At 36.4% G+C, this 23,300-nt stretch carries 21 protein-coding genes; 19 read left to right on the top strand and 2 right to left on the bottom strand.

Annotation, left to right across the window (positions count from 1 at the left end):
- Nucleotide 1 precedes the first annotated feature (1 nt).
- From FB551_RS09915 to FB551_RS09895, 5 genes are read left to right on the top strand one after another with little or no spacing between them, the layout of a single operon-like run.
- Nucleotides 2-3,610: a response regulator gene (locus tag FB551_RS09915; RefSeq protein ID WP_142017119.1), complete on the top strand. Its 3,609-nt coding sequence runs from the start codon at nucleotides 2-4 to the stop codon at nucleotides 3,608-3,610.
- Nucleotides 3,611-3,625: 15 nt separating this feature from the next.
- A complete protein-coding gene (locus FB551_RS09910; RefSeq protein ID WP_047433660.1) occupies nucleotides 3,626-3,991 on the top strand; it encodes a response regulator in 366 nt (121 codons plus the stop codon).
- Nucleotides 3,992-4,822 carry a CheR family methyltransferase gene (locus FB551_RS09905; RefSeq protein WP_047433659.1) on the top strand — a complete coding sequence of 277 codons (831 nt, stop codon included), beginning with the start codon at nucleotides 3,992-3,994 and terminating at the stop codon, nucleotides 4,820-4,822. It abuts the gene before it with no gap.
- An 11-nt stretch (nucleotides 4,823-4,833) separates the two neighbouring features.
- Nucleotides 4,834-5,403 carry a chemotaxis protein CheB gene (locus tag FB551_RS09900; protein WP_047433658.1) on the top strand — a complete coding sequence of 190 codons (570 nt, stop codon included), beginning with the start codon at nucleotides 4,834-4,836 and terminating at the stop codon, nucleotides 5,401-5,403.
- 28 nt (nucleotides 5,404-5,431) lie between these two features.
- Nucleotides 5,432-5,803: a response regulator gene (locus tag FB551_RS09895; RefSeq protein WP_047433657.1), complete on the top strand. Its 372-nt coding sequence runs from the start codon at nucleotides 5,432-5,434 to the stop codon at nucleotides 5,801-5,803.
- Nucleotides 5,804-5,859: 56 nt separating this feature from the next.
- On the opposite strand, the gene FB551_RS09890 is transcribed toward FB551_RS09895, so the two are convergent.
- Complete coding sequence (locus tag FB551_RS09890; RefSeq protein ID WP_142017115.1) at nucleotides 5,860-6,147, bottom strand: hypothetical protein; 288 nt, start codon at nucleotides 6,145-6,147, stop codon at nucleotides 5,860-5,862.
- 117 nt (nucleotides 6,148-6,264) lie between these two features.
- Here FB551_RS09890 and FB551_RS09885 point away from each other — a divergent pair, with 117 nt between their 5' ends.
- Complete coding sequence (locus tag FB551_RS09885) at nucleotides 6,265-6,948, top strand: MarR family winged helix-turn-helix transcriptional regulator (protein ID WP_142017113.1); 684 nt, start codon at nucleotides 6,265-6,267, stop codon at nucleotides 6,946-6,948.
- A 141-nt stretch (nucleotides 6,949-7,089) separates the two neighbouring features.
- On the opposite strand, the gene FB551_RS09880 is transcribed toward FB551_RS09885, so the two are convergent.
- Nucleotides 7,090-7,911: an alpha/beta fold hydrolase gene (locus FB551_RS09880; RefSeq protein ID WP_142017111.1), complete on the bottom strand. Its 822-nt coding sequence runs from the start codon at nucleotides 7,909-7,911 to the stop codon at nucleotides 7,090-7,092.
- Nucleotides 7,912-8,394: 483 nt separating this feature from the next.
- On the opposite strand from FB551_RS09880, the gene FB551_RS09875 reads away from it, so the two are divergent.
- From FB551_RS09875 to FB551_RS09815, 13 genes are all read left to right on the top strand, one after another.
- Complete coding sequence (locus FB551_RS09875) at nucleotides 8,395-8,937, top strand: peptidoglycan-binding protein LysM (protein WP_142017109.1); 543 nt, start codon at nucleotides 8,395-8,397, stop codon at nucleotides 8,935-8,937.
- Between the two features lie 202 nt (nucleotides 8,938-9,139).
- On the top strand, nucleotides 9,140-9,685 hold the full coding sequence (locus FB551_RS09870) for a peptidoglycan-binding protein LysM (protein ID WP_142017107.1): 546 nt from the start codon (nucleotides 9,140-9,142) through the stop codon (nucleotides 9,683-9,685).
- 321 nt (nucleotides 9,686-10,006) lie between these two features.
- Nucleotides 10,007-10,552, top strand: a complete 546-nt coding sequence (locus FB551_RS09865) for a peptidoglycan-binding protein LysM (protein ID WP_142017105.1) — start codon at nucleotides 10,007-10,009, stop codon at nucleotides 10,550-10,552.
- Nucleotides 10,553-10,874: 322 nt separating this feature from the next.
- Entirely contained in the window at nucleotides 10,875-11,420 is a 546-nt protein-coding gene (locus FB551_RS09860; protein WP_142017103.1) for a peptidoglycan-binding protein LysM, read from the top strand.
- A 323-nt stretch (nucleotides 11,421-11,743) separates the two neighbouring features.
- Nucleotides 11,744-12,289 (top strand): peptidoglycan-binding protein LysM, encoded by a 546-nt coding sequence (locus tag FB551_RS09855; protein ID WP_142017101.1) that lies wholly within the window; start codon nucleotides 11,744-11,746, stop codon nucleotides 12,287-12,289.
- A gap of 66 nt (nucleotides 12,290-12,355) precedes the next feature.
- The gene (locus FB551_RS09850) at nucleotides 12,356-12,901 is read left to right on the top strand and encodes a peptidoglycan-binding protein LysM (RefSeq protein WP_142017099.1); all 546 of its coding nucleotides are present in this window, start codon (nucleotides 12,356-12,358) and stop codon (nucleotides 12,899-12,901) included.
- 201 nt (nucleotides 12,902-13,102) lie between these two features.
- Nucleotides 13,103-13,648: a peptidoglycan-binding protein LysM gene (locus tag FB551_RS09845; protein WP_142017097.1), complete on the top strand. Its 546-nt coding sequence runs from the start codon at nucleotides 13,103-13,105 to the stop codon at nucleotides 13,646-13,648.
- A gap of 80 nt (nucleotides 13,649-13,728) precedes the next feature.
- A complete protein-coding gene (locus FB551_RS09840) occupies nucleotides 13,729-14,529 on the top strand; it encodes a fimbrial biogenesis chaperone (RefSeq protein ID WP_226798662.1) in 801 nt (266 codons plus the stop codon).
- A 9-nt stretch (nucleotides 14,530-14,538) separates the two neighbouring features.
- Nucleotides 14,539-17,343, top strand: coding sequence for a collagen binding domain-containing protein (locus FB551_RS09835; protein WP_226798661.1), 2,805 nt, complete (start codon nucleotides 14,539-14,541; stop codon nucleotides 17,341-17,343).
- 10 nt (nucleotides 17,344-17,353) lie between these two features.
- Entirely contained in the window at nucleotides 17,354-18,787 is a 1,434-nt protein-coding gene (locus tag FB551_RS09830) for a hypothetical protein (protein ID WP_142017095.1), read from the top strand.
- A gap of 482 nt (nucleotides 18,788-19,269) precedes the next feature.
- Nucleotides 19,270-20,004, top strand: a complete 735-nt coding sequence (locus FB551_RS09825; RefSeq protein ID WP_142017093.1) for a sensor histidine kinase — start codon at nucleotides 19,270-19,272, stop codon at nucleotides 20,002-20,004.
- Entirely contained in the window at nucleotides 20,004-20,648 is a 645-nt protein-coding gene (locus FB551_RS09820; protein WP_047433644.1) for a response regulator, read from the top strand. Before FB551_RS09825 ends, FB551_RS09820 begins: the two co-directional genes overlap by 1 nt.
- A 703-nt stretch (nucleotides 20,649-21,351) precedes the next feature.
- A complete protein-coding gene (locus tag FB551_RS09815) occupies nucleotides 21,352-22,974 on the top strand; it encodes a helix-turn-helix domain-containing protein (protein WP_142017090.1) in 1,623 nt (540 codons plus the stop codon).
- Nucleotides 22,975-23,300 lie beyond the last annotated feature (326 nt).

The following is a 23,300-nucleotide window of genomic DNA, read 5'->3' as shown; positions in this document are numbered from 1 at the left end:
AATGCCTAAAAAAATAATACGAAATCTTCAATTTGGAGTAGGATTTTCTCTTTTGATTTTAATAGTAAGCTCACTGGCTTCCTATTGGAGTATCCAGAATCAGATGAATCATAGGGAGAGTCTTTCGAAAAGCAGACGTTCTGTAACGGCAGTGAAAGATGTGCTGGTTGCTTTATTGGATGCAGAAACTGGAAACAGAGGGTATCAGCTGACCGGAAGAGAAGATTTTCTTGAACCTTATAAAAGAGGTCTGAGAGAATACCCTAAAGCTTTGATACGTGCTGAATCTTTGGATATAGATGATCAGAACCAGCAACAAAGAATTGCCGGTCTGAAAGCTTCAGTTGCTCAGGTGATGGAGAATCTGAAGCACCTGGTAGAGAACAGACGACGAGGTGTCATAATGACTCAACAGCAGATTACTGAAGGTAAAATCTATATGGATCAATGCCGGAGAATTGTCAATGATTTTGTACAATATGAAGAAAGCCAGCTTGAAATTAAAAATAAGGATCTTAACCAGTCATCCGGAACAACCGTTCTTTTTATTATTTTTTCTGCCATTGCTGCAGTAGTCGTAACTACATTTTTCTATGTAAAAATGCGTGCAGATCTTATCCGAAGAGATAAACTGGAAAGAATGCTTAAAGAGAAGGATGAAGAAATGACGCGACGTGTAAGTGCAATTCAAAGGATTGCCAACAGAGTAGCTAATGGTGATTACAGTGAGAGAGTAGTGGATAATGCTCAGGATGATCTTGGAGATCTTGTTGAATCTCTCAACCATATGACAGAATCTCTCAAAACTTCTTTTGAGAAAATTAATAAAAGCGATTGGCGTCAGAAAGGTCTTGCATTACTGAATGAATCACTGGTAGGAAATAAATCTGTACAGGAAGTTTCTAATAAAGCTTTGATGCAATTGATTGAATATGGAAACTGTATTAATGGTTCGGTGTATTTGTATGATGAAGGTATTTTAAAGCTTAATCAGGCATTCGGGCTGGAATCCAATATGAAAAAAGCTTTTGAGCCGGGAGAAGGAATGGTGGGTCAGGCTTTTGTGAATACTAAAACACAGGTTTACAACAATCTTCATGAAGATGACTTTGTGGTAACTTTTGCCAGCAGTACGATTAAAATTTATGGAATTATATTGCTTCCACTCTTTTCAGACGGCCACATCATAGGAATACTGGAACTGGGCTCCACTTCCAACTTTGATAAAGACAGAATAAGTTATTTTGAAGAATGCTGCGTGAATATAGGAATTGCTCTGAGTGCTGCAAAAAGCAGAGAAAAAGAGCAGCAGTTACTGGAAGAAACCCAGGCTCAGTCTGAAGAACTGCAGGTTCAGCACTCTGAACTTGAAAACCTGAATACAGAACTTGAAGCACAAACACAGAAACTTCAGGCTTCGGAAGAAGAACTCAAAGTACAGCAGGAGGAATTGCTGCAGGCAAATGCTGAGCTGGAAGAGCGTTCAAGATTGCTGGAAGAGAAAAATCACTTGATTGCAGAACGTAATAATGAAATTCAGAAAAAAGTTGAGGAGCTGGCATTAAGCACTAAGTACAAATCTGAGTTTTTAGCCAATATGTCTCATGAACTGCGGACTCCACTCAATTCTATTCTTCTTTTATCACGATTAATGACGGAAAATCCGGAGGAAAATCTTAATGAAGATCAGGTGGAATCTGCAAAAGTAATTCATAGTTCCGGTACCAGTTTATTAACCCTTATTGATGAAATTCTGGACCTTGCAAAAATAGAATCCGGTAAAATGACTCTTGAATACCAGGATGTGGTTATTGAAGAAGTAGTAAAAGATTTAAAGAGTCTTTTCAATCCTGTTTTTCAGGAGAAAAATCTTCCATTTAATATCAGGATTGAAGCAGATGTTCAGCGGGTTATCGAAAGTGATCGGCTAAGAATTGATCAGGTCTTAAGAAACCTGTTGTCTAATGCTTTAAAGTTTACAACGAGAGGAAGCATAGGATTACATATCAAAAAACATTCTGAAAAACCAGATTTTGTTGTATTCTCAGTTAAAGATACCGGTGTTGGAATACCGGCGGATAAGCAAAAAATTATCTTTGAAGCCTTCCAGCAGGCTGACGGATCTACCAAACGGAAATTTGGAGGAACAGGTCTGGGACTTTCTATAAGCCGTGAAATTGCCAGGCTTCTCGGAGGTGAGATGGTTCTGAAAAGTGAAGTAGATAAAGGAAGTGAATTCAGCTTTATTATTCCTGTACATGCTGTGACGGAAATTACTCCTTCTGAAACAGATCAGGATCTGGTAGAGGTGATACGCGAAGATGTGGAAGAAATTCAGCATATTCTTGATGAAGGCGAAGTAAAGCCAGTGATTTTAAATACGCTTGAGATCCCTGAAGATGTTGCTGATGACAGAGAAAATATTCAGGATGGAGATAAAGTTATTCTGATTATTGAAGATGACATTAATTTTGCAAAAGCACTTTTGAAATATGCCCATTTGCAAAACTATAAGGCAGTGGTGGTGGTAAGAGGGGATCATGCACTTTCTGCAGCTCGCAAATACCATCCGCATGCAATTTTACTGGATGTACAGCTTCCTGTAAAAGATGGTTGGGAAGTAATGGATGAACTGAAATCTGATCCTCATACCAAACATATTCCGGTTCATATGATGTCTGTTCTTCATCTTAAAAAAGAAAGTCTTATGAAAGGTGCCGTAGACTTTATTAATAAGCCGGTAGCACTGGATAAAATGACCGATGTATTCGGAAAGATCGAGGAAGCGTTAAAAAAAGGATCTCAAAAAGTTCTGATTGTGGAAGAAAATGCCAAACATGCCAGTGCATTGTCTTATTTTCTGAGCAATTTTAATATTTCTTTATCAGTAGAGCATACGGTGGAAGATAGTGTGAAAGCACTCACTTCTGATCTCGTTGACTGCGTTATTCTGGATATTGGAAGTACAAAAGGAAATGATTATCATGTAATAGAATCAATCAAAAGCCATGAAGGTCTTGAGAATCTTCCTATTATCATCTTTACAGAGCATCATTTATCTAAAGAAGAAGAACTTAAAATAAAACAGTATGCAGACTCAATTGTGGTTAAGACTGCACACTCATACCAAAGAATATTGGATGAAGTAGGACTCTTCCTTCATCTGGTGGAAGAAAAAAACAGTTCAGCAGAAAATAATACAGGCAGAATGCTTGGATCTTTAACGGAAGTTCTGAGTGGTAAAAAAGTCCTGATCACTGATGATGATGTCCGTAATATTTTTTCTTTGACAAAAGCACTGGAAAAATATAAGGTTGACGTAATTGTTGCCATGGATGGAAAGCACGCGCTTGAGCAAATTCATCACAATCCTGATATAGATGTTATTTTAATGGATATGATGATGCCGGAAATGGATGGCTATGAAACAATAAAGCAGATAAGAAAAATGCCCGCCTTTAAAAAACTGCCTATTATAGCGGTAACTGCAAAATCAATGATTGGAGAACGTGAAAAATGTATTACGGCAGGAGCTTCAGATTATATCTCAAAACCTGTAGATATCGATCAGCTGTTGTCTCTGCTTCGCGTTTGGTTATATGAAAGTTAAACAGATAAAATTCTGATGAGTAAGAAAATTTTAATTGTGGATGATGATTCACGTAATATATTTGCATTGAAACTCACCCTTAAGGCTCGTGGATATGTAGTTGAAACCTCTACAATGGCTCAGGAAGCTTTGGATATGCTAAAGGCTGATCCTACGTTTTCAGTGGTGCTTATGGACATGATGATGCCCGGAATAGATGGATATGAGGCGGTAAGAATTATAAGAAATACCCCTGAAATCAAAGATATTCCTGTGATTGCTGTTACGGCGCAGGCAATGCCTGAGGACCGTCAGAAATGTATTGAGGTAGGAGCAAATGATTACGTTTCAAAACCAATTGATGTAGATCTTCTAATGATGGCAATAGAAAAAAATTCATAGATGCTGGAACCAAGTATCGTAAAAGATAAAGAAATAGAATGTCTGATTAACGATGTCTATGAGATGTATGGCTATGACTTTTCCGGTTATAGCAGAGCTTCGTTTAAAAGAAGGGTAAATCGGATATGTCTTTTAGACCGGTTTACCAGCTTTGCTGAACTTAGATATACCATTATGAATGATGGCGAATATTTAAAGCGGTTCGTGGAAGAAGTGACGGTAAATGTTACAGAAATGTTTCGGGATCCTTCTTTTTTTAAATCATTGCGGGAGAAGGTTCTGCCGCAATTGGGTACTTATCCGCTGATCAGAATATGGATTGCAGGATGCTCTACGGGAGAAGAAGCATATTCCATAGCCATTTTACTGAAAGAAGCCGGGCTTTATCATAAGTCCCTGATTTATGGAACGGACTTGAATCCTGCGGTTCTCGAGACAGCCAGAGCCGGAGTTTTTCCGTTACAGCAGATGAAATTATACTCTGAAAACTATATGCTTTCAGGAGGAAAAAGAGATTTTTCTGATTATTATACGGCCAATTATGACAGTGTGAAGTTTGATAAAAGCTTACAGGAAAAACTTATTTTATCTACTCATAATTTGGTGTCAGACAGCTCTTTCAACAGCTTTCAGCTGATTATATGCAGAAATGTTTTGATTTATTTTGATAGAGAGCTGCAGGAGAGGGTATTCAGTCTTTTCGACAATAGTCTGGAAAATTTAGGATTTCTTGCCCTTGGAGCCAAAGAAACACTTAGATTTTCTACCATAGAAAAGAACTATCATCAGATTGATGACCAGAAAATCTGGAAAAAGCTTGATCATCATTAATAAATACCGCTATGAAATCGCAGACAGGCATTGAATTAATTGTAATAGGAGGATCGGCAGGAAGCTTACAGGTCATTATTGAAATGGTTAAAAATCTGGATAATACAACCCCTGTTCCCATTGTTCTTGTGATACACCGCAAAGCTCAATCTGGAGATATTTTGCGGACTTTACTGCAGCAGTTTACGAAGATACCGGTCGTAGAGGTGGAAGATAAAACAGCGGTTGAAGATAATACAATATATATTGTTCCTGCTGATTATCACCTATTGTTTGAGAATACAAAATGGATGTCATTGGACAGCTCAGAAAAAATGAATTATTCCCGCCCGTCGATAGATGTTACATTCAGGTCTGCAGCAGAAATCTATGGGGAAAATTTAATAGGTATTCTTTTATCAGGAGCTAATGCTGATGGGGTAGAAGGGTTGAGCTATATTAAAAAAAATAATGGACAAGTATGGGTTCAGGATCCTGAAACGGCAGAAATAAAATTTATGCCTGAGCATGCCATAGAAGAAATTGAATATGATTTAATTATTACGCCGGCTGGTCTGGCAGATTATATAAAGCAATTGTAATATTTAAGAATAAAATAATCTACATAATATGAGTAAAAGGAAAATCTTAATTTTTGATGATGAAACGGCTATTTTAGAAGTGATCACCATTATATTCGAAGAAAATGGGTATGATGTCAGAATTTCAGAGACTTCACACGATATCCTAGAGAAAGTGGCAGACTATCAGCCGGATGTTATCCTGATGGATAACTGGATTCCAAAAATAGGAGGGGTAGAAGCTACAAAACTTCTTAAAAGTACCGAAGCATTTAAACATATTCCGGTAATCTACGTTACCGCCAATAGTGATATTGTTGCTTTAGCATCGGAAGCTGGAGCTGATGATTATGTTTCAAAACCTTTTGATCTTGATGATCTTGAAGCCATGGTAGCGAAACATTTAAAAGAACAGGTGTAAGACCTGATTTATTTAAACGATATACTGAAGATTTCTCAAAACTTTGAGAGATCTTTTTATTTTTTCTCCAATGTCTTCATAATCTGGTCCTTTGTTAAAAGATGGGTATTCACATCGTGAATTAAAGAAGCCAGTAAAGTATACAATTCTGAATTCTCCATAATAACATCTGAAAAGGTTTTAACTAAAATTAATTTTCTGGAAATGATATTTTGAGCGACAATATATTCATTACCCACATTGATATCGATGTTCAATTCCCTTTTTATGATGATACTAAAGTAATTATCAATAAAATTTTTATCTTTTATTAAATCTATTGGTGTTGTTTCTACGTGGTCCATACCGTTATTTACTTTAGTTTATTTTTAAACAATTATTATACCGTAGTAATGAAAAAGTAATTTCAGTATGGGATATATTGCGTAGTTATTGGTATATTTGTAAACTATTTTAGAGAAATGAATTATACGCTTATTAAAGATTTTATAGACCTGTTGCAGGAATTTGAAAACGAAGTTCAGATGGGTTCCGATGCGTATCCGGGAAATATTCAGGGATTTAAAGCATGGATTTCCAATAAGCAAAATCCTGAAGCACTTCATGCTCAGGAACCGTATTGGGAAGGTAAAGAGAACGGGAGAACCCCGGAAAGTGCTATAAGTACTTTGCTCGTTCACCTTAACCGATATGCAAAAACCTACTCAAAGTCTGCCATCTCAGATTCTGAGTTTTCAACACAGGAAGACTTTATTTATCTGATTAATCTTAAAGCTTTTGGCGAAATGACAAAAATGGCTCTTATCAAAAAGAATATTCATGATAAGCCGGTAGGTATGCTGATTATTGCAAGACTTCTGCGTCAGGGACTTATTGAGCAGACAGACTCTGACCAGGATAAAAGAAGTAAAGTGATCCGGATTACTGAAAGAGGTTTGCAGGTTTTGGGCAACCAGATGGAAAAAATTCGTCAGGCTACCAATATCGTTGCCGGAAATCTGAATTATTATGAGAAGATGGAGCTTATACGGATTCTTAATAAACTGGATCGCTTTCATTATCCCATTTTTTCACGAAATATCAGTTCTGATCAGCTTATCGATATAGTATATGATGATTACTCATTTAAAGATTCATCAATTTAGTAAGTAATATAGCAAAAAAAATACGGCGATTTACATCATCCATGGATAAGTAAGATTAAAGATTTTCTGACCAGTAAAGGTTTTGGAGATAGTAATAGAAAAATGGGAATCATTTTCGATTCCCATTTTTTGTATATTATATTAAGACTCAATAAACTCCAAAAGATCTTTATTAATAGTTTCGTGCTCCGTAGTAGGCATTCCGTGAGGGAAACCCGGGTACGTAATCAGTTTTCCGTTTTTCAGCAGTTTTGCAGATTTAATTGCAGAATTTTCGATAGGAACAATCTGGTCATCTTCTCCGTGAAGAACCAAAACAGGAATATCCACAGCTTTTAAATCTTCAGTAAAGTCAGTCTCTGAAAATGCTTTGATTCCGTCATAATGTGCAACAATACCACCCATCATTCCTTGTCTCCACCAGTTTCTTTGTACTCCGTCTTTTACAGTAGCGCCTTCTCTGTTGTATCCGTAGAAAGGGAAAGTTAAATCAAAATAAAACTGGTTTCTGTTATTCAAAGTCTGTTCTCTGATCCCATCAAAAACTTCCATCGGAACACCGTCAGGATTGTTTTCGCTTTTTACCATTACCGGTGGAACGGCACTGATTAAAACTGCTTTTTTGGCTCTTCCGTTAGAATATTTGTGGACGTAACGGATAACTTCACCACCTCCTGTAGAGTGGCCAATGTGAACGACATCTTTCAAGTCTAGGAATTCAACCAATTCCGCAGCATCAGAAGCATATTGTTCGATGGTGTGATTGTAAATATTCTGACTGGAACGACCGTGGCCTCTTCTGTCGTGAGAAATCACCCTGTAACCTCTCTGAAGGAAGAAAATAACCTGCGCATCCCAATCGTCCGATGATAATGGCCATCCGTGGTGAAACATTAATACAGGTCCTTCGCCTTGGTCTTTATAAAAAATCTCTGTTCCGTCTTTTAATTTTAGTGTGCTCATTTTTTTAATTTTATTGGTGTTGTTAATTTATTTGATAATTGTTTTTTTTCTTATTACTTCAGCAAATGTACGGTAGATAAAGCAGGTAGAAATTAATCTAGTTTAATTTCGTACATTTTCATAATGACAATATCAAAATAAGCTCCCTGAAGTTGGGTTGCATATTCGGTATTAAGTTAATAATAAAAAACAGAATAAATTTTAGTAATAAAAAATAGTGGCCCAGCTACGAATAATGAGATCAGTCACACTTATTCTCCAACATAAGCCATCGAACCGTCCAATAATTTTCTTATGCATAATGATATAGATAATAATGTAAGATTTTAATAATAAATTACTCTATCTGATTGAATATCTGTAAACTTTAAGATGATAATATATAATGAATGATGAAAAAAGCTTTGGTAATGTCAGATAATGTTATTAGATTTATAATGAAGTTCTGAATGACAATATTACACCTCACTAAATTTATTAATCATGAAAAAGCAAATCTTTATCGTTGCGCTGTCTCTGGGAGCCATCGCCTTAGGAACCCACCGGGTTATGGCACAAAATTCAGAGCAGGTGAGTACATCAGTCAATATTATTTTATCGGACGTTATTGCTATGGACATTGGTTCTGCTGCTTCACAAGGTGCTGTAGATTTTAATTATGGGAGTACAAAAGATTATAATTCATCAAAAAATGTGACCGTTCCCAACAGTTTGGTCATTATTTCCTCCAAAAATTTTGATGTAAAAGTAAAATCTGAAGGGGCACACTTTGTAAGTGGGGCCAACTTAATTCCTGTAGATATATTACAGGTTAAAGCAATACCAGGAGGAAATCTGGTGGGAACCCTGAATGAAGTCACTTTATCTACAAATGATCAGGTGCTGGTGAGTAATGCAAGCTTAGGCACCAAACAGTCTTTAAATATTGCTTACTCTATTTCGGCTGAAAATGCATCCAAGGTACTTCTGGGAAAACCCCAGGGAACCTACACACAGAAAATAACTTATACTGCCACTGCATTGTAAGTAAATACCAATTTTAAAATAGAAAAGCCCTTAATACCATAAAAGTATTGAGGGCTTTTTTTTATCATATGAATAAACCGTGTAGTGATTTTACTACATGAACTTCCTTTTTTCACTACAAAGAAACTGTTAGCACCACTATAAATTTGCAGTATACAAAAGAGAACAATTAAATAAAAAATAACAATAAAATATTACTGCCATGACAAAACAAATTTTAATCTCAGCCTTAACTTTTGGAGCAATCATATTTGGAACTAACAATGTTCAAGCTCAAAATACAACCGCAACTACAACGGTAAACATTACCCTTAACGATGTGATCTCTATCGACGCAGGAAGTACAGCTATTGGTAATACGGTAGATTTTAACTATGTTACTGCAGCAGACTACAACTCTGATCAGACGATTACTAAAGCCAACTCTTTGAAAGTTACTTCTACAAAAAACTTTAATGTTAAAGTAAAAGCAGGAGGTGCTAATTTTATGAATGGAACGAACTTAATCCCTGTCAATGTTCTGACGATTAAAGCTGCTACCGCTGCCGGAACCATGGGGGGAACAAAAAGCGCAGTAGTTTTATCTGCAACGGATCAGACTTTAGTATCCAATGCTCCTCTTGGAAGTGCACTAACATTGAATCTGGACTACACTATTCCAGCGGCAAAATCTTCATCTTCTGATATTTTAGGTAAACCAGCCGGAACTTATACTCAAACAGTAACTTATACTGCAACAGCTTTATAAGTTAACTTTTTTCATATTAATATTTTGTGATTTGGTGTTTCGAAGGCTTCCTCAGGGAGGCCTTTGATTTTGTATGTATTGTACCGATATAGATAAAAATTCAAAATCCGGGAATAAGTATCTGTCAGCTGTAAGGTAGAATCTACCCTCATACTTAGAAAGTGTTGAGGGCTTTACTATTAAGTCAAAATGATAAACCGTGTAGTGATTTTACTACATGAACTTCCTTTTTTCACTACAAAGAAACTGTTAGCACCACTATAAATTTGCAGTATACAAAAGAGAATAATTAAATAAAAATAACAATAAAATATTACTGCCATGACAAAACAAATTTTAATCTCAGCCTTAACTTTTGGAGCAATTGTACTAGGAACTAACAATGTTCAAGCTCAAAATACAACCGCAACTACAACGGTAAACATCACCCTGAATGATGTGATCTCCATCGACGCAGGAAGTACAGCTATTGGTAATACGGTTGACTTTAATTATGTTACTGCAGCAGACTACAACTCTGATCAGACGATTACTAAAGCCAACTCTTTGAAAGTTACTTCTACAAAGAACTTTAATGTTAAAGTAAAAGCAGGAGGTGCTAATTTTATGAATGGAACGAACTTAATTCCTGTCAATGTTCTGACGATTAAAGCCGCTACCGCTGCCGGAACCATGGGGGGAACAAAAAGCGCAGTAGTTTTATCTGCAACCGATCAGACTTTAGTATCCAATGCTCCTCTTGGAAGTGCATTAACATTGAACCTGGACTACACTATTCCAGCGGCAAAATCTTCATCTTCTGATATTTTAGGTAAACCAGCCGGAACTTATACTCAAACAGTAACTTATACTGCAACAGCTTTATAAGTTAACTTTTTTCATATTAATATTTTGTGATTTGGTGTTTCGAAGGCTTCCTCAGGGAGGCCTTTGATTTTGTATGTATTGTACCGATATAGATAAAAATTCAAAATCCGGGAATAAGTATCTGTCAGCTGTAAGGTAGAATCTACCCTCATACTTAGAAAGTGTTGAGGGCTTTACTATTAAGTCAAAATGATAAACCATGTAGTGATTTTACTACATGAACTTCCTTTTTTCACTACAAAGAAACTGTTAGCACCACTATAAATTTGCAGTATACAAAAGAGAACAATTAAATAAAAAATAACAATAAAATATTACTGCCATGACAAAACAAATCGTAATCACAGCCTTAACTTTTGGAGCAATCATATTTGGAACTAACAATGTTCAAGCTCAAAATACAACCGCAACTACAACGGTAAACATCACCCTGAATGATGTGATCTCTATCGACGCAGGAAGTACAGCTATTGGTAATACGGTAGATTTTAATTATGCTACTGCAGCCGACTACAACTCTGATCAGACGATTACTAAAGCCAACTCTTTGAAAGTTACTTCTACAAAGAACTTTAATGTTAAAGTAAAAGCAGGAGGTGCTAATTTTATGAATGGAACGAACTTAATTCCTGTCAATGTTCTGACGATTAAAGCCGCTACCGCTGCCGGAACCATGGGTGGAACAAAAAGCGCAGTAGTTTTATCTGCAACGGATCAGACTTTAGTATCCAATGCTCCTCTTGGAAGTGCACTAACATTGAACCTGGACTACACTATTCCAGCAGCAAAATCTTCATCTTCTGATATTTTAGGTAAGCCTGCCGGAACTTATACTCAAACAGTAACTTATACTGCAACAGCTTTATAAGTTAACTTTTTTCATATTAATATTTTGTGATTTGGTGTTTCGAAGGCTTCCTCAGGGAGGCCTTTGATTTTGTATGTATTGTACCGATATAGATAAAAATTCAAAATCCGGGAATAAGTATCTGTCAGCTGTAAGGTAGAATCTACCCTCATACTTAGAAAGTGTTGAGGGCTTTATTATTTAAGTCAAAATGATAAACCATGTAGTGATTTTACTACATGAACTTCCTTTTTTCACTACAAAGAAACTGTTAGCACCATTATAAATTTGCAGTATACAAAAGAGAACAATTAAATAAAAAATAACAATAAAATATTACTGCCATGACAAAACAAATCGTAATCTCAGCCTTAACTTTTGGAGCAATCATATTAGGAACTAACAGTGTTCAAGCTCAAAATACAACCGCAACTACAACGGTAAACATCACCCTGAATGATGTGATCTCTATCGATGCAGGAAGTACAGCTATTGGTAATACGGTAGATTTTAATTATGCTACTGCAGCCGACTACAACTCTGATCAGACGATTACTAAAGCCAACTCTTTGAAAGTTACTTCTACAAAGAACTTTAATGTTAAAGTAAAAGCAGGAGGTGCTAATTTTATGAATGGAACGAACTTAATCCCTGTCAATGTTCTGACGATTAAAGCTGCTACCGCTGCCGGAACAATGGGTGGAACAAAAAGCGCAGTAGTTTTATCTGCAACGGATCAGACTTTGGTATCCAATGCTCCTCTTGGAAGTGCATTAACATTGAACCTGGACTACACTATTCCAGCAGCAAAATCTTCATCTTCTGATATTTTAGGTAAGCCTGCCGGAACTTATACTCAAACAGTAACTTATACTGCAACAGCTTTGTAGCAGCTGTAGATTTGTAAGGTTCAAAAGAGAACCATTAAACAAGAATAATAATTAAATCTTACTGCCATGACAAAACAAATCGCCATCACAGCCTTAACTTTTTGGGTAGTTATATTGGGAACTAATAATGTTCAAGCTCAAAATACAGCCGCAACCACAGCTGTTAACATTACCCTTAACGATGTGATCTCTATCGATGCAGGAAGTACAGCAATTGGGGGGATAGTTGCCTTTAACTATGTTACTGCAGCAGACTATAACTCTGATCAGACAATTACCAAAGCCAACTCTTTAAAAATTACCTCAACGAAGAATTTTAATGTAAGGGTAAAAGCAGGAGGACCGCATTTCGTTAATGGTTCAAACTCAATTCCTGTAGATGTTTTGATAATCAAAGCTGCAGAAGCTCCCGGAAATATGGGCGGAATCAAAAACGAAGTGGTTTTATCTCCAGGAGAAAGAACCTTAGTATCCAATGCTCCTCTTGGAAGTGTATTGACACTGAATCTGGATTACACCATTCCAGCGGCAAAATCATCATCATCTGATATTTTAGGTAAACCAGCCGGAATTTATACACAAACAGTTACTTATACTGCAACTGCTTTATAATAAAAAAAACACATCAATATATCTGCCCTCAGTACCTGGAAGTGCTGAGGGTTTTTCTATTTATCAAATGAATAAGCAGTGTAGTGATTTTACTACATGAACTTCCTTTTTCCACTACAAAGAAACTTTTGCCACCACTATAAATTTGCAGTATACAAAAGAGAACAATTAAGTAAAAAATAACAATAAAATATTATCATCATGAAAAAACAAATCGTAATCACAGCCTTAACTTTTGGAGCAATCATATTTGGAACTAACAATGTTCAAGCTCAAAATACAACCGCAACTACAACGGTAAACATCACCCTGAATGATGTGATCTCTATCGATGCAGGAAGTACAGCTATTGGTAATACGGTAGATTTTAACTATGTTACTGCAGCAGACTACAACTCTGATCAGACGATTACCAAAGCCAACTCTTTGAAAGTTACTTCTACAAAGAACTTTAATGTTAAAGTAAAAGCAGGAGGTGCTAATTTTATGAATGGAACCAACTTAATCCCTGTCAATGTTCTGACGATCAAAGCCGCTACCGCTGCCGGAACCATGGGCGGAACAAAAAGCGCAGTAGTTTTATCTGCAACGGATCAGACTTTGGTATCCAATGCTCCTCTTGGAAGTGCATTAACATTGAACCTGGACTACACTATTCCAGCGGCAAAATCCTCATCTTCTGATATTTTAGGTAAACCGGCCGGAACTTATACTCAAACAGTAACGTATACTGCGACTGCTTTATAATAAAAATTTTAGTTTGTAAAGGTTCCTTTTGCTATGTTTTCAGTAGTTTTGGGAATCTTTATCATTAAACTATTTACACCATGCACAAGTTTATTCACCTTTTCATTTTCTTTATCCTCACAGGATCTTCTTCACTTCTGGCACAAAGTATCTCTATGTCGCCTACGCGCTTGTTTTTTACAGGTAATCCGGGAGAAAAAGTAACAAAGACAGTCACGCTTCAAAACAGCTCGGATAAGGATTATGTTTTTAATCTCAATTACAAAGACTGGGTTAGAGAAGAAGACGGAAATAAGGTTTATCTTGAAGCAGGCAGTTCAAAAACTTCCAACGCTTCCTGGGTATCCACCTTAGAAAACGCTGTAACAGTTCCTGCAAAAAGTACAAAAGAGATTGTAGTAACCATGCAGATTCCGGCAAATGCATCACCGTCTGCCGTTACGAACAGCATGTTGTTTTTCACCCAACTTCCTCAGCAGGCAGATAAGGCACGTATTCAGAATGGTATTGGTATTATCACCTTATTTGAGGTAGGGCTTCACATCTTTTATACTCCACCGGGAAACCATGTGAAAAGTCTGGATATTACCAATATTTCAGAAGTGAAAAGTGAGAATGCAGCGAACAGAAAAGTGGCAGTAAGTATCCATAATGATGGAAACACCATCAACGATGCCACCGTTGAGTTTGAACTTACCAATACAGACAGTGGTAAGGAAATAAAATTACCCGCTATTTCCATCTCTATGCTTCCGGATACCAATCAGGTTGTTCAGTTTTCTTTACCAGAGAACATTTCAGGGAACTTTCTTGGTGTAGTTATTATCAAAATGGCAGAATCCAATGATTTACGTGTAGGAGAAAAAAACTTTAAATTTTAAAATTAAGCTTTGAAACCACAGAATGGAATATCGATATCAGTGCTAAGAAGAACAATCTTATGTTTTGTACTTGTTCTTCTGCAGTTTTCGTGGGCTTTTGCACAGGAAAGGAAGGATATTCAGATCCATTTTGAAAACGACAGTGTTGCTGTTGAGAAAGGTTCTACTTTTACTAATTTCCTGGTCATTGAGAATAAAAGTTCTGAAGAGATTATCATTCAGAATATCATACCTCAGGAAAAATATCCGGGATTGCTTTTCTATCCCAAAAATGACTTTACCTTAAGTGCGGGGCAGTCTAAAAATCTTCCTGTGAAGTTGATTGCCAACGTGGATTTTATGAAACTGAGATCCAATGAGATCAAATTCCAGGTTTCGTACGCTACCCCGACAGTTACCAGAACTGAAAGCGCCTCATTCTTAGTTGCTAAAGGCGAGAACAAAAACATCGCAATTTATACGGCCAACTACGAAAATTTCATTAACCCCGCTTTGCCTCAATCCTCAATTCTGCTGACTGTAGAAAACCAGGGCTATAGTAAACGAACTGTCAGGATTGATCTGCAATCTATTCCTGATGGCCTGGAAATTTTACCAAAGCAGCAAACTTTATCTCTGGAAGGTTTAGAAAAACAAACGGTTGAGATCAAAATTGCAGTCAGAAAACAGAATACACTTTATCCGGAATTTAATATTAATGCAATCGTCACAGATCTGCTTGATAATAAAATTGTGGGAAGCAACACGCTCTACTTAGTCATTTTATCGCATAACAGACAAATGGCCAGAGGAAACGAAGCGGTGAGCGGAAGTAATTTTGCGGAAATGAGCTACAACGAAAACAGTTCAGGTTTCAATTATCTTCAATTAAGGGGAAATACAGCATTTCGGGTGTCTGAGAATTTGAAATCGCACTTCAATATCGGAGCAGATTACTATGTTGAAGACGGCCGTTATAACCTGTATGATACCTGGCTGGAACTGGAGAGAAAAAATACGGTTTTACGCTTGGGAAATGTTAACAGCAGCGATTACGATTACCCGGTTTTCGGAAGAGGAGGGAAAGTTTCTACCAAATTTGGTGAAAATAATCAGATTGAAATTCTTGCACTGGAAAATAATTATAATCTGTACGGTACTTATTTCCAGCAAACAGAAGGATCTACCATAGCGGGTGGAAAATATGCTTTTGGAAATGCTAAATCTTTCAATGGGAAAGTGTCCTATCTATTCGACCATGATCCACGCTTTAACGTAGATACGCAGGTAGCGAACGCGGTAACATCATTGTTAATCAGTGATAAACATGCAATTCGCACGGAGGTTGGCCTGAGCCATGAAAAAGGCCTTGTGAACAGAGATGAAAACGCAGGAGCTTCAATGGGAGCTAATTACGAGGGGAAAATAGGGAAATGGGATATACAATCTGTTAACTCTTTTGCCACCAAAAGCTATGCAGGGATCAAACGGGGATCCTTTTTCTCAAATCAGAGGATCGGCCGCCAGTTTTCTGGTGCTCAGCGCGCTTTTATACAATATCAGAATTCGCAGGTAGAACCTGAATTCCTGAGTTTCCAGAGTGAGCCAATCCAACCTGGGAACACCTCAAATTTGCGTTATTATTTCAACAGTACAGAAGCTTTGGGAATAGGTTACCAGTTTTCTTTAAAGAAGTGGAATTTTCTCCTGTCTCCTAAGGTTGAAAAGCAGAAAACAGCTAGTTTTTACACCTCACAGGAACTTTTTTCATATAGGTTGGAAGCCAATATCAGCACTACATTAGGTGCCCATGGATTGAACCTTACGGCGGAATATTCTTATTCAAAAGAGAACAATAAACCGGACTGGTTCAACAGTTTGAAAACAACCCTGTCTTACAGATATAAGTCATTCTCCCTCAACGGAACAGCGCAATGGAACGCAACCAGTGTTTTTGATTTAAATTCTTATTATGATGTAAACCGTGATTTCGCCAACTATAATGTATACGCTTCGTATAATTTCCAGATGCTTAATCATAATCTGACCGGATCTTTTTCAGCCGGAACCTTCTATTCGGAACTTTATAAGAATTTAAACAGCAATATCACCGGTAATCTGGAATATAAGATCTCGTCTTCCTGGTCCACCACAGGTTATTTTAATCTTTCCGGTTATAAATCTACGGCTGAATATTCAACCAGTGGCAGCTATTACCAGTACAGAGTGGGAATTAAAAAATATTTTACCACAGCTACGGCTCTCGGAAATCATAAAGTGGCTTTCCAGTTCTTTGAAGATAAAAATTTCAATGGACTTTTGGAATCCGGTGAACCGGTACTTGCTAATGAAATCGTCAAGCTGGACAATTATGTAGCAATGACGGATAAGAATGGAAAAGTAGTTTTTCAGAATGTGCCTGAAGGTACATACACCCTGAAAGTGAACGAAAGTGCGGGTGCCCGGTTGATGATGGATCCTTTGATTATGGTACATAACAATATTAACCGTAAAGTAGGCCTGGTAAAAAATATCAGAGTAAGTGGAAAATTAACAGAGATCAAACAGGCTTACGATGTTTTGGAAACAGATGTAACCGGAATAGTAGTGTATGCAAAAGGTGAAGATGGTGCCATCTATACTGCTGTGGTTAACCAAAAAAATGAGTTTGAGTTTTTCCTGAAAGATGGGAAATACAACCTCTATATTGAAAATGACAAATACAGCTATACACAACCTACCCAAACGATTCAGGTGACAAAAGAAGGGTATTCAAAAACCGTGGTTTTTGAATACAAGAAGAAAGACACTACCATTAAGGTGAAAAAGTTTTAAATTTAAAAGTATGAAAAAGATGAGGGTTTTTCTAGTAGGAATTTTTACCGTGTTCTGCGGGGCTGCAGCTACGCAAGCTCAGGATATCTACCTGTCAGTTCCCGATAATAATATTTTTAACAGGACCGAATTTACTTCAGTGCCTACAAGAGTAATGACGAACGCCAACAGAACCAACTGGGATTATGCCTTTTTGGGATTACTCCCAACAGCTCCTACCTTTACCTCTGTTTCCGGACCAAATTTTACTCACTCTTCTTCCTCACTTACCTTACCCGGTTCCACTCTTCTGTGGCAGTTGGAAAGTATGGGCGGGCAGCTGCCATATACCGGACTTTCAGGTTATTTGCCAGGGTTTCAGTCGTTCAGTACAAGCGCTATAAAATGGTTTGAACCGCCATCAATCAGTCTCGCGGGAGGATTTAACCGCGGAAATATCAATTTTACATTTAAAATTCCTGCCTCACAATTTACTGCCAATGCCTTCCGGGCCGGAAATTACTCCATGGATATCACTCAGAATTATAATGATTTCACACCACATAATTTTAAAACAATTTTAGTTATTCCTTCATCTATACGATGGGTCGCAAACTCCTTAACAAAATACATAGAAATATCTTCTCTGAATGATTACCGCAGTACAAGCACGCGGTTGTGGGATTTGGGAAACACGGAAATCGCAAATACGGTTGATTTTAATTTTTGGGCGAAAGCTGCTGGCACAAACATTCAGTTTACCTCCTCTAAAGGTGTTCCGGGAACCAGAAATATAGCAAGCATTAAATTAGGCAGTAACGGATCGGCACTCACCACCAAAGCCTTATCTTCCGATTTTCAGAATTTTTCCGCTGCTAATTTCAGTGTTGCAGCAGGAAACAGAAACAGCTTCATTCCTCAGCTTTATGTGTCTGCGGAAGATTTTAAAAACTTCTTTTTTGAAGCCGGAACATATACTTTTGAATTGAACTTCAATGCCAGAAGTACAGATAATTCAATTAACAGTTTGCAAAATACAGCCGTTCAGTTAAAGGTGCTTCCTCTGTCTGAGATCACCATTCCCAGTTCCGGACGCAACGTCAACTTTAATTTTAATACCGCTGCCCAGTACACCGAAGGTCAGTCACAAATGATTCCCAACCAGATTATGTTGTCCAATAATGAAAATTTTGAGCTCTATGTAAAATCGGATGAAAATTATTTCAAGAAAGGGGGGCTGCAGACCAGCATCAATTCCAACATATTACAAATTGGTGTGGATGGAAGTTCTGTAAGTGCACCCTTATCCAAAACGCCTCAAAAAATACTCTTTAACGGAGCACCGGTTTTGGACCGGGGACTGAATATAAGATATACCATATCACCTGAGAGTGGCCAAAGTTTGGTTGGTAAGGAAAATACTACTTACTCCATCAATGTTTATTATAGCTTTACGGCAATTTAACAATGCTCTTCCTTATAGAGCATTTTAATATCGTGCTGATCAATCGACTGATCAGCACGATATTATCAAATTAACTGCATGAGAAAAATTCAAGCTGTTTGAATTAAAATTTTATTAGTTAATCTTCTGATATTTGGTACAAGAATATAAACACTGGCATTTTCGTTTTTTCTTTCATAATCTTTGGAACGTCTTCTGGTATTAAGAGTCCAGCAGATAACTTTCTCAACAATTCAGCGCTTTTCATGAATTTCAACTTTGCCGTTTATGCAATGTGGATTTTAGTAAGATAAAATATGGGATTTACTATTTCAAGTAAATCCCATTCTTTTTTTTTAACTAATATGATATTTTTTTTAACTTGCCAGTTCCTGAAGAAAGGCCTGAAACGGATGTTTTTATTCACATTTAAACAATATAACCCTTCTGCTTTCTTTCAAAAAAAATAATTCAAACAGCTTCTAAACCGTGATACTTAATTTATGAATGATCTTATCAACGAGCTCCAATTAAAAATCGAAAAACTGGAAAATGAAATCAATTTCAAGAACGGACTGATTTCAATATTGTCTCATGACTCAAAAGAATTGTTTGGAACCTTTCTTTGGCTTACAGAAGAGCTGGAGCAAAAGACTTTAAGTGAGGAAGATTTTTTTAAGTTATTGCCACAGGTAAAACGTGATACCCAAAAGAATCTGCAAACTATTCAGGATAGCGTTGCCTGGCTAAAAACACAATACGGGGAATTTCAGATCAAACCTGTTAAAATAATAGTGATGGATCTTTTTCACTATCTGGAAGAAAAATACGCTGCTAAATTAAAGGAAAAAAATATTAACTTTTATTATAAAGGAGATCACAATGCATCTCTTACAAGTGATCGCCTGCTGCTGGAATATGTTTTAGACAAAATTTTTAACAATGCGGTAAAATATTCATTTGATGGTCAGGATGTTTATTTACAGGCGATTACAGAAGGTGATCAGGTTGTGCTTTCTGTAATTGATTCCGGAACAGGAATACATGAAAAGTATTTACCTACGATCTACAATTATGATAATCCCGTATTCCTGGGAACTGCAGGTGAGAAAGGCGTGGGATTAAGTTTGAAAATTGTAAAAAATTTTATATCCTTGCTGTATGGAAACATCCAAATCATTTCCGCTGAAAATAAAGGCACTACGGTTTCCCTTTTTTTACATAAATTTATAGAATAATGGGTTTAAAAGTAAACATTCGCATTGTTGTAGCAGACGATCATGGTATCGTCCGGATGGGTTTGATACAGACAATTAAACGATTCAGACCCGATGCCATCATTTCAGAAGTAGAAGATTATAAATCGCTTTATAAATTAATTCTGAACGAAGAATTTGATCTGGCCATTATGGACGTTAATATGCCTAATGGTACTGTTCAGGAAGCAATAGATTACATAAAAATTCACCAGCCTGCATTAAAAACTCTTATATTTTCTTCGCAGGATGAAGAATTGTATGGGATGCGTTATCTGAAAATGGGTGCTGGCGGCTATCTCAGCAAGCTAAGCTCCACGGAAGTGATTGAGACTGCTTTAACGGCGATGCTCACTAAAGGCCGATATATCAGTGATAATATAAAAGAAGCTATTTTTTTAGAATCACTAAATGGCACACCCAAAAGTTCTCCCTTTGAAGCGCTGTCAGACCGCGAATTGCAAATTGCCAATAAACTTGCAGAAGGTCTTCCCCTCAAAGAAATTTCTAATCAGCTGAATCTCCATTCATCCACGATCAGTACTTACAAAATCAGGTTGTTTGAGAAGCTGAAAATACGATCCATACCCGAACTGGTGGAAATCCTCAGACTGTATAATCAGTAGATATTCTATCACAAAAAATTTCATTTTAATTGAATGAGATTAAGTTACTTTTCTGTTTCCTTTTCTGTTCCGTAAGAATTGTTTGTTCTTCGGGAAATATTAATCGTACTGTATATAAAAGTTCAGAAAATGCTCAGTTTAGGTATAGAAAAGTGTTTCGGATCATTTTATAAACTATTTTGTGTATCATTATTCTCGAATACTGGCAGCCAGTTGATTGCAAGCTACGGACATTGTATTTAATTTGCTGCCACAAATAATGATGGAATCCACTTGCGGATTTATAAATTTTTTGGAGAGTTCCCTCAGTCTTTATGACTTTATCCCAAGATTTTATTTTCATCTCTATTTCTTCATTTTAAGCATCATTATCTTTATTACTGCCGGATTGGCTGCCCACAACAGGATCAGATTTTCACTGTTGAAGATATTAAGAAACCGGAATCAAGGTATTCTTACGAGAGATTTTGTTCAGTAGCATCAAAGGGTCATTCGAAAGAAAGACTTTTTTATCATTACATTCTCCCACTTATCAAGTCATTTAAAAGTTCTGGAAATTGTGGACTGTCTTTTGCAACTTAATGTTGATTTTTTAATTTAAGTAATGGTTTTACATAATATCTACAGGTGTATAATGCATATGATGAGGGGTACGTGTTTGTTTTTTCAGTATTAAATTCGTTAAATATAATTTTCTTAAAATATGGTTCGCAAATCTTTTTATATTCTCATTTCAATCTTACTGACAAGTCTATCGGTAAAGTCCCAGACAAAAAATGATCAGGATTTTATAAAGATTTATTACCATACATTTAAGGAAGAACGGGTTGATAAAATGCTGAGAATTGGTGATTCTATTTATCAAACTTCAGATAATGAAGACCATAAGATAAGATCACTGGTTATTATGGGCACCGCCTACTCACGTCAGCTTAATGCAAGCAAATCTATCAAAAGCTGGAAAAAAATAGATTCAATGGCAAAAAAATCGGGTCTTTCTGACTGGGAAGCACTTGCCAATGAAAGGCTTGCTTCAGAATATTTAAAGCTCAATCTGCTTGATGCCAGCAAACAGTTTTTAAATAGAGCAAAAGCAGCTGGAAAATCATTATCAAACTCTATTGAAGGAAGATATATCTATGCAATGTTACTGGAAACAGAGGCCCTGCAGAATCTGGAAGAAAAAGATACAGTAAGCTTTATCAAAAAGATTAAAAATAATCAGGCTTATCTAGAAAAAATACAAAAAAATGAAGTCACTGACTTTCTTTTGGGTAAATCTTATCTTAAACTAGGTGAAGTATATGTTCAAAAGAACAGTCTGGATTCCGCAAATAACTACTTTCATCTTGCTGATAAAAAACTGCGGGACTCAAAGATCAAATCTGATGCAGTTACCAATGCCACTTACTACAGAGGATTGGGTAATATTGCTTTAAAACGGAAAAAGTATGATGAGGCGGAGGCATTTTTGCTAAAAGCGAAAAATATTGCTTTTGTCCAAAAAAATAAAAAGGAGAGTGATTTTGTCATTAACGATCTTAGAAAGCTTTACAGACTCACTCATAATCACGAAAGGCTTCTTGAAATCAGTCCAATAAAAGACTCCATTGACCTTCTGAAAAAAAATGAGCTGGTGGCTTTGGCAGATCAGGATTTCAAGGAAGAATCAGCAAAGAAAAATAAATTTGCCGGGTATTTTCATATTTTAATCTACGTATCTGCATTCTTATTTCTGGTAATGGTTGGTCTCTATTTTTATTATAAAAAGCAAAAAAGAAAGAATAGACTGCCGTTTGAGAAAATTATTAACGGTTTAAATGCTCCGTTGGAGAATGAGTGTGCTGAAATAGTGGCTGATACAGAACCTGTAAGAAATCACTTTATAAAAGACGATTCAGATAAAGGTACAGAAACGGATACGGAGACAGAAGTAGCTTCCTCATTTTATATAAGTGTGGAAAAAGAGGAGGAGCTGGTAAAACGCATGAAAGATTTTGAGCACCGGCATTTATATCTGGATAAGAAAATTTCCAGGCCTAAAATGGCCTCACTGCTTAACACGAATACAAAGTACCTCTCTTATATTATTAAAAAGTATAAAAAGTTAGATTTTAGCGAATATATCAATCATAACAGAATCAATTATATAACAAAAAAGTTATACAAGGAACCCGAATACCGTAACTATAAGATAAGCTACTTAGCGGAAATATGTGGTTACTCATCCCATAGCAGATTTGCTGATATATTCAAAAGGCAGATGAATATTTCTCCATCAGAGTTTATTGCACAGTTACAAAACAGAGCCGAAAACAAGTTTTAAGTATTGAAAATAGTGCTTTATTTACTATTACGAATTAAAATTTATTTAACCTGTCAGAGTTTCAAATTCTGATAGGTTTTTTTTAATCACCAAATAATAAGGCGTCACTTTTATTATGTATTGGTTTTTTGGTCCAAAAATAGACCTTAAAATTTAAAAATATCCTTCATTTTTATCCCTATTAAAATACATTTAGTGTAAATCAAATTTTGATGTTATGTTGTTTTAAATCAGTTGTTTGAAGATGGTTTTATACTGTTAGTATTCACGAATTGTAAAAGGTATTTCTGTATAGTTTCTGCAAGATCACTATACCTTTGTCTTTA

It is taken from the genome of Chryseobacterium aquifrigidense, assembly GCF_006716485.1.
GTDB classification, from domain to species: domain Bacteria; phylum Bacteroidota; class Bacteroidia; order Flavobacteriales; family Weeksellaceae; genus Chryseobacterium; species Chryseobacterium vietnamense.
The sequence above is the reverse complement of the archived record's forward strand: the minus strand, read 5'-3'. Positions and strand labels throughout refer to the sequence as shown.

Coding starts and splice junctions, on each gene's coding strand:
- FB551_RS09895 (WP_047433657.1), top strand. CDS start 5,432: ATGAGTAAAAGGAAAATCTTAATTTTTGATGATGAAACGGCTATTTTA.
- FB551_RS09845 (WP_142017097.1), top strand. CDS start 13,103: ATGAAAAAACAAATCGTAATCACAGCCTTAACTTTTGGAGCAATCATA.
- FB551_RS09865 (WP_142017105.1), top strand. CDS start 10,007: ATGACAAAACAAATTTTAATCTCAGCCTTAACTTTTGGAGCAATTGTA.
- FB551_RS09830 (WP_142017095.1), top strand. CDS start 17,354: ATGAAAAAGATGAGGGTTTTTCTAGTAGGAATTTTTACCGTGTTCTGC.
- FB551_RS09825 (WP_142017093.1), top strand. CDS start 19,270: ATGAATGATCTTATCAACGAGCTCCAATTAAAAATCGAAAAACTGGAA.
- FB551_RS09900 (WP_047433658.1), top strand. CDS start 4,834: ATGAAATCGCAGACAGGCATTGAATTAATTGTAATAGGAGGATCGGCA.
- FB551_RS09880 (WP_142017111.1), bottom strand. CDS start 7,911: ATGAGCACACTAAAATTAAAAGACGGAACAGAGATTTTTTATAAAGAC.
- FB551_RS09875 (WP_142017109.1), top strand. CDS start 8,395: ATGAAAAAGCAAATCTTTATCGTTGCGCTGTCTCTGGGAGCCATCGCC.
- FB551_RS09860 (WP_142017103.1), top strand. CDS start 10,875: ATGACAAAACAAATCGTAATCACAGCCTTAACTTTTGGAGCAATCATA.
- FB551_RS09915 (WP_142017119.1), top strand. CDS start 2: ATGCCTAAAAAAATAATACGAAATCTTCAATTTGGAGTAGGATTTTCT.
- FB551_RS09910 (WP_047433660.1), top strand. CDS start 3,626: ATGAGTAAGAAAATTTTAATTGTGGATGATGATTCACGTAATATATTT.
- FB551_RS09815 (WP_142017090.1), top strand. CDS start 21,352: ATGGTTCGCAAATCTTTTTATATTCTCATTTCAATCTTACTGACAAGT.
- FB551_RS09820 (WP_047433644.1), top strand. CDS start 20,004: ATGGGTTTAAAAGTAAACATTCGCATTGTTGTAGCAGACGATCATGGT.
- FB551_RS09885 (WP_142017113.1), top strand. CDS start 6,265: ATGAATTATACGCTTATTAAAGATTTTATAGACCTGTTGCAGGAATTT.
- FB551_RS09855 (WP_142017101.1), top strand. CDS start 11,744: ATGACAAAACAAATCGTAATCTCAGCCTTAACTTTTGGAGCAATCATA.
- FB551_RS09905 (WP_047433659.1), top strand. CDS start 3,992: ATGCTGGAACCAAGTATCGTAAAAGATAAAGAAATAGAATGTCTGATT.
- FB551_RS09850 (WP_142017099.1), top strand. CDS start 12,356: ATGACAAAACAAATCGCCATCACAGCCTTAACTTTTTGGGTAGTTATA.
- FB551_RS09870 (WP_142017107.1), top strand. CDS start 9,140: ATGACAAAACAAATTTTAATCTCAGCCTTAACTTTTGGAGCAATCATA.
- FB551_RS09890 (WP_142017115.1), bottom strand. CDS start 6,147: ATGGACCACGTAGAAACAACACCAATAGATTTAATAAAAGATAAAAAT.
- FB551_RS09840 (WP_226798662.1), top strand. CDS start 13,729: ATGCACAAGTTTATTCACCTTTTCATTTTCTTTATCCTCACAGGATCT.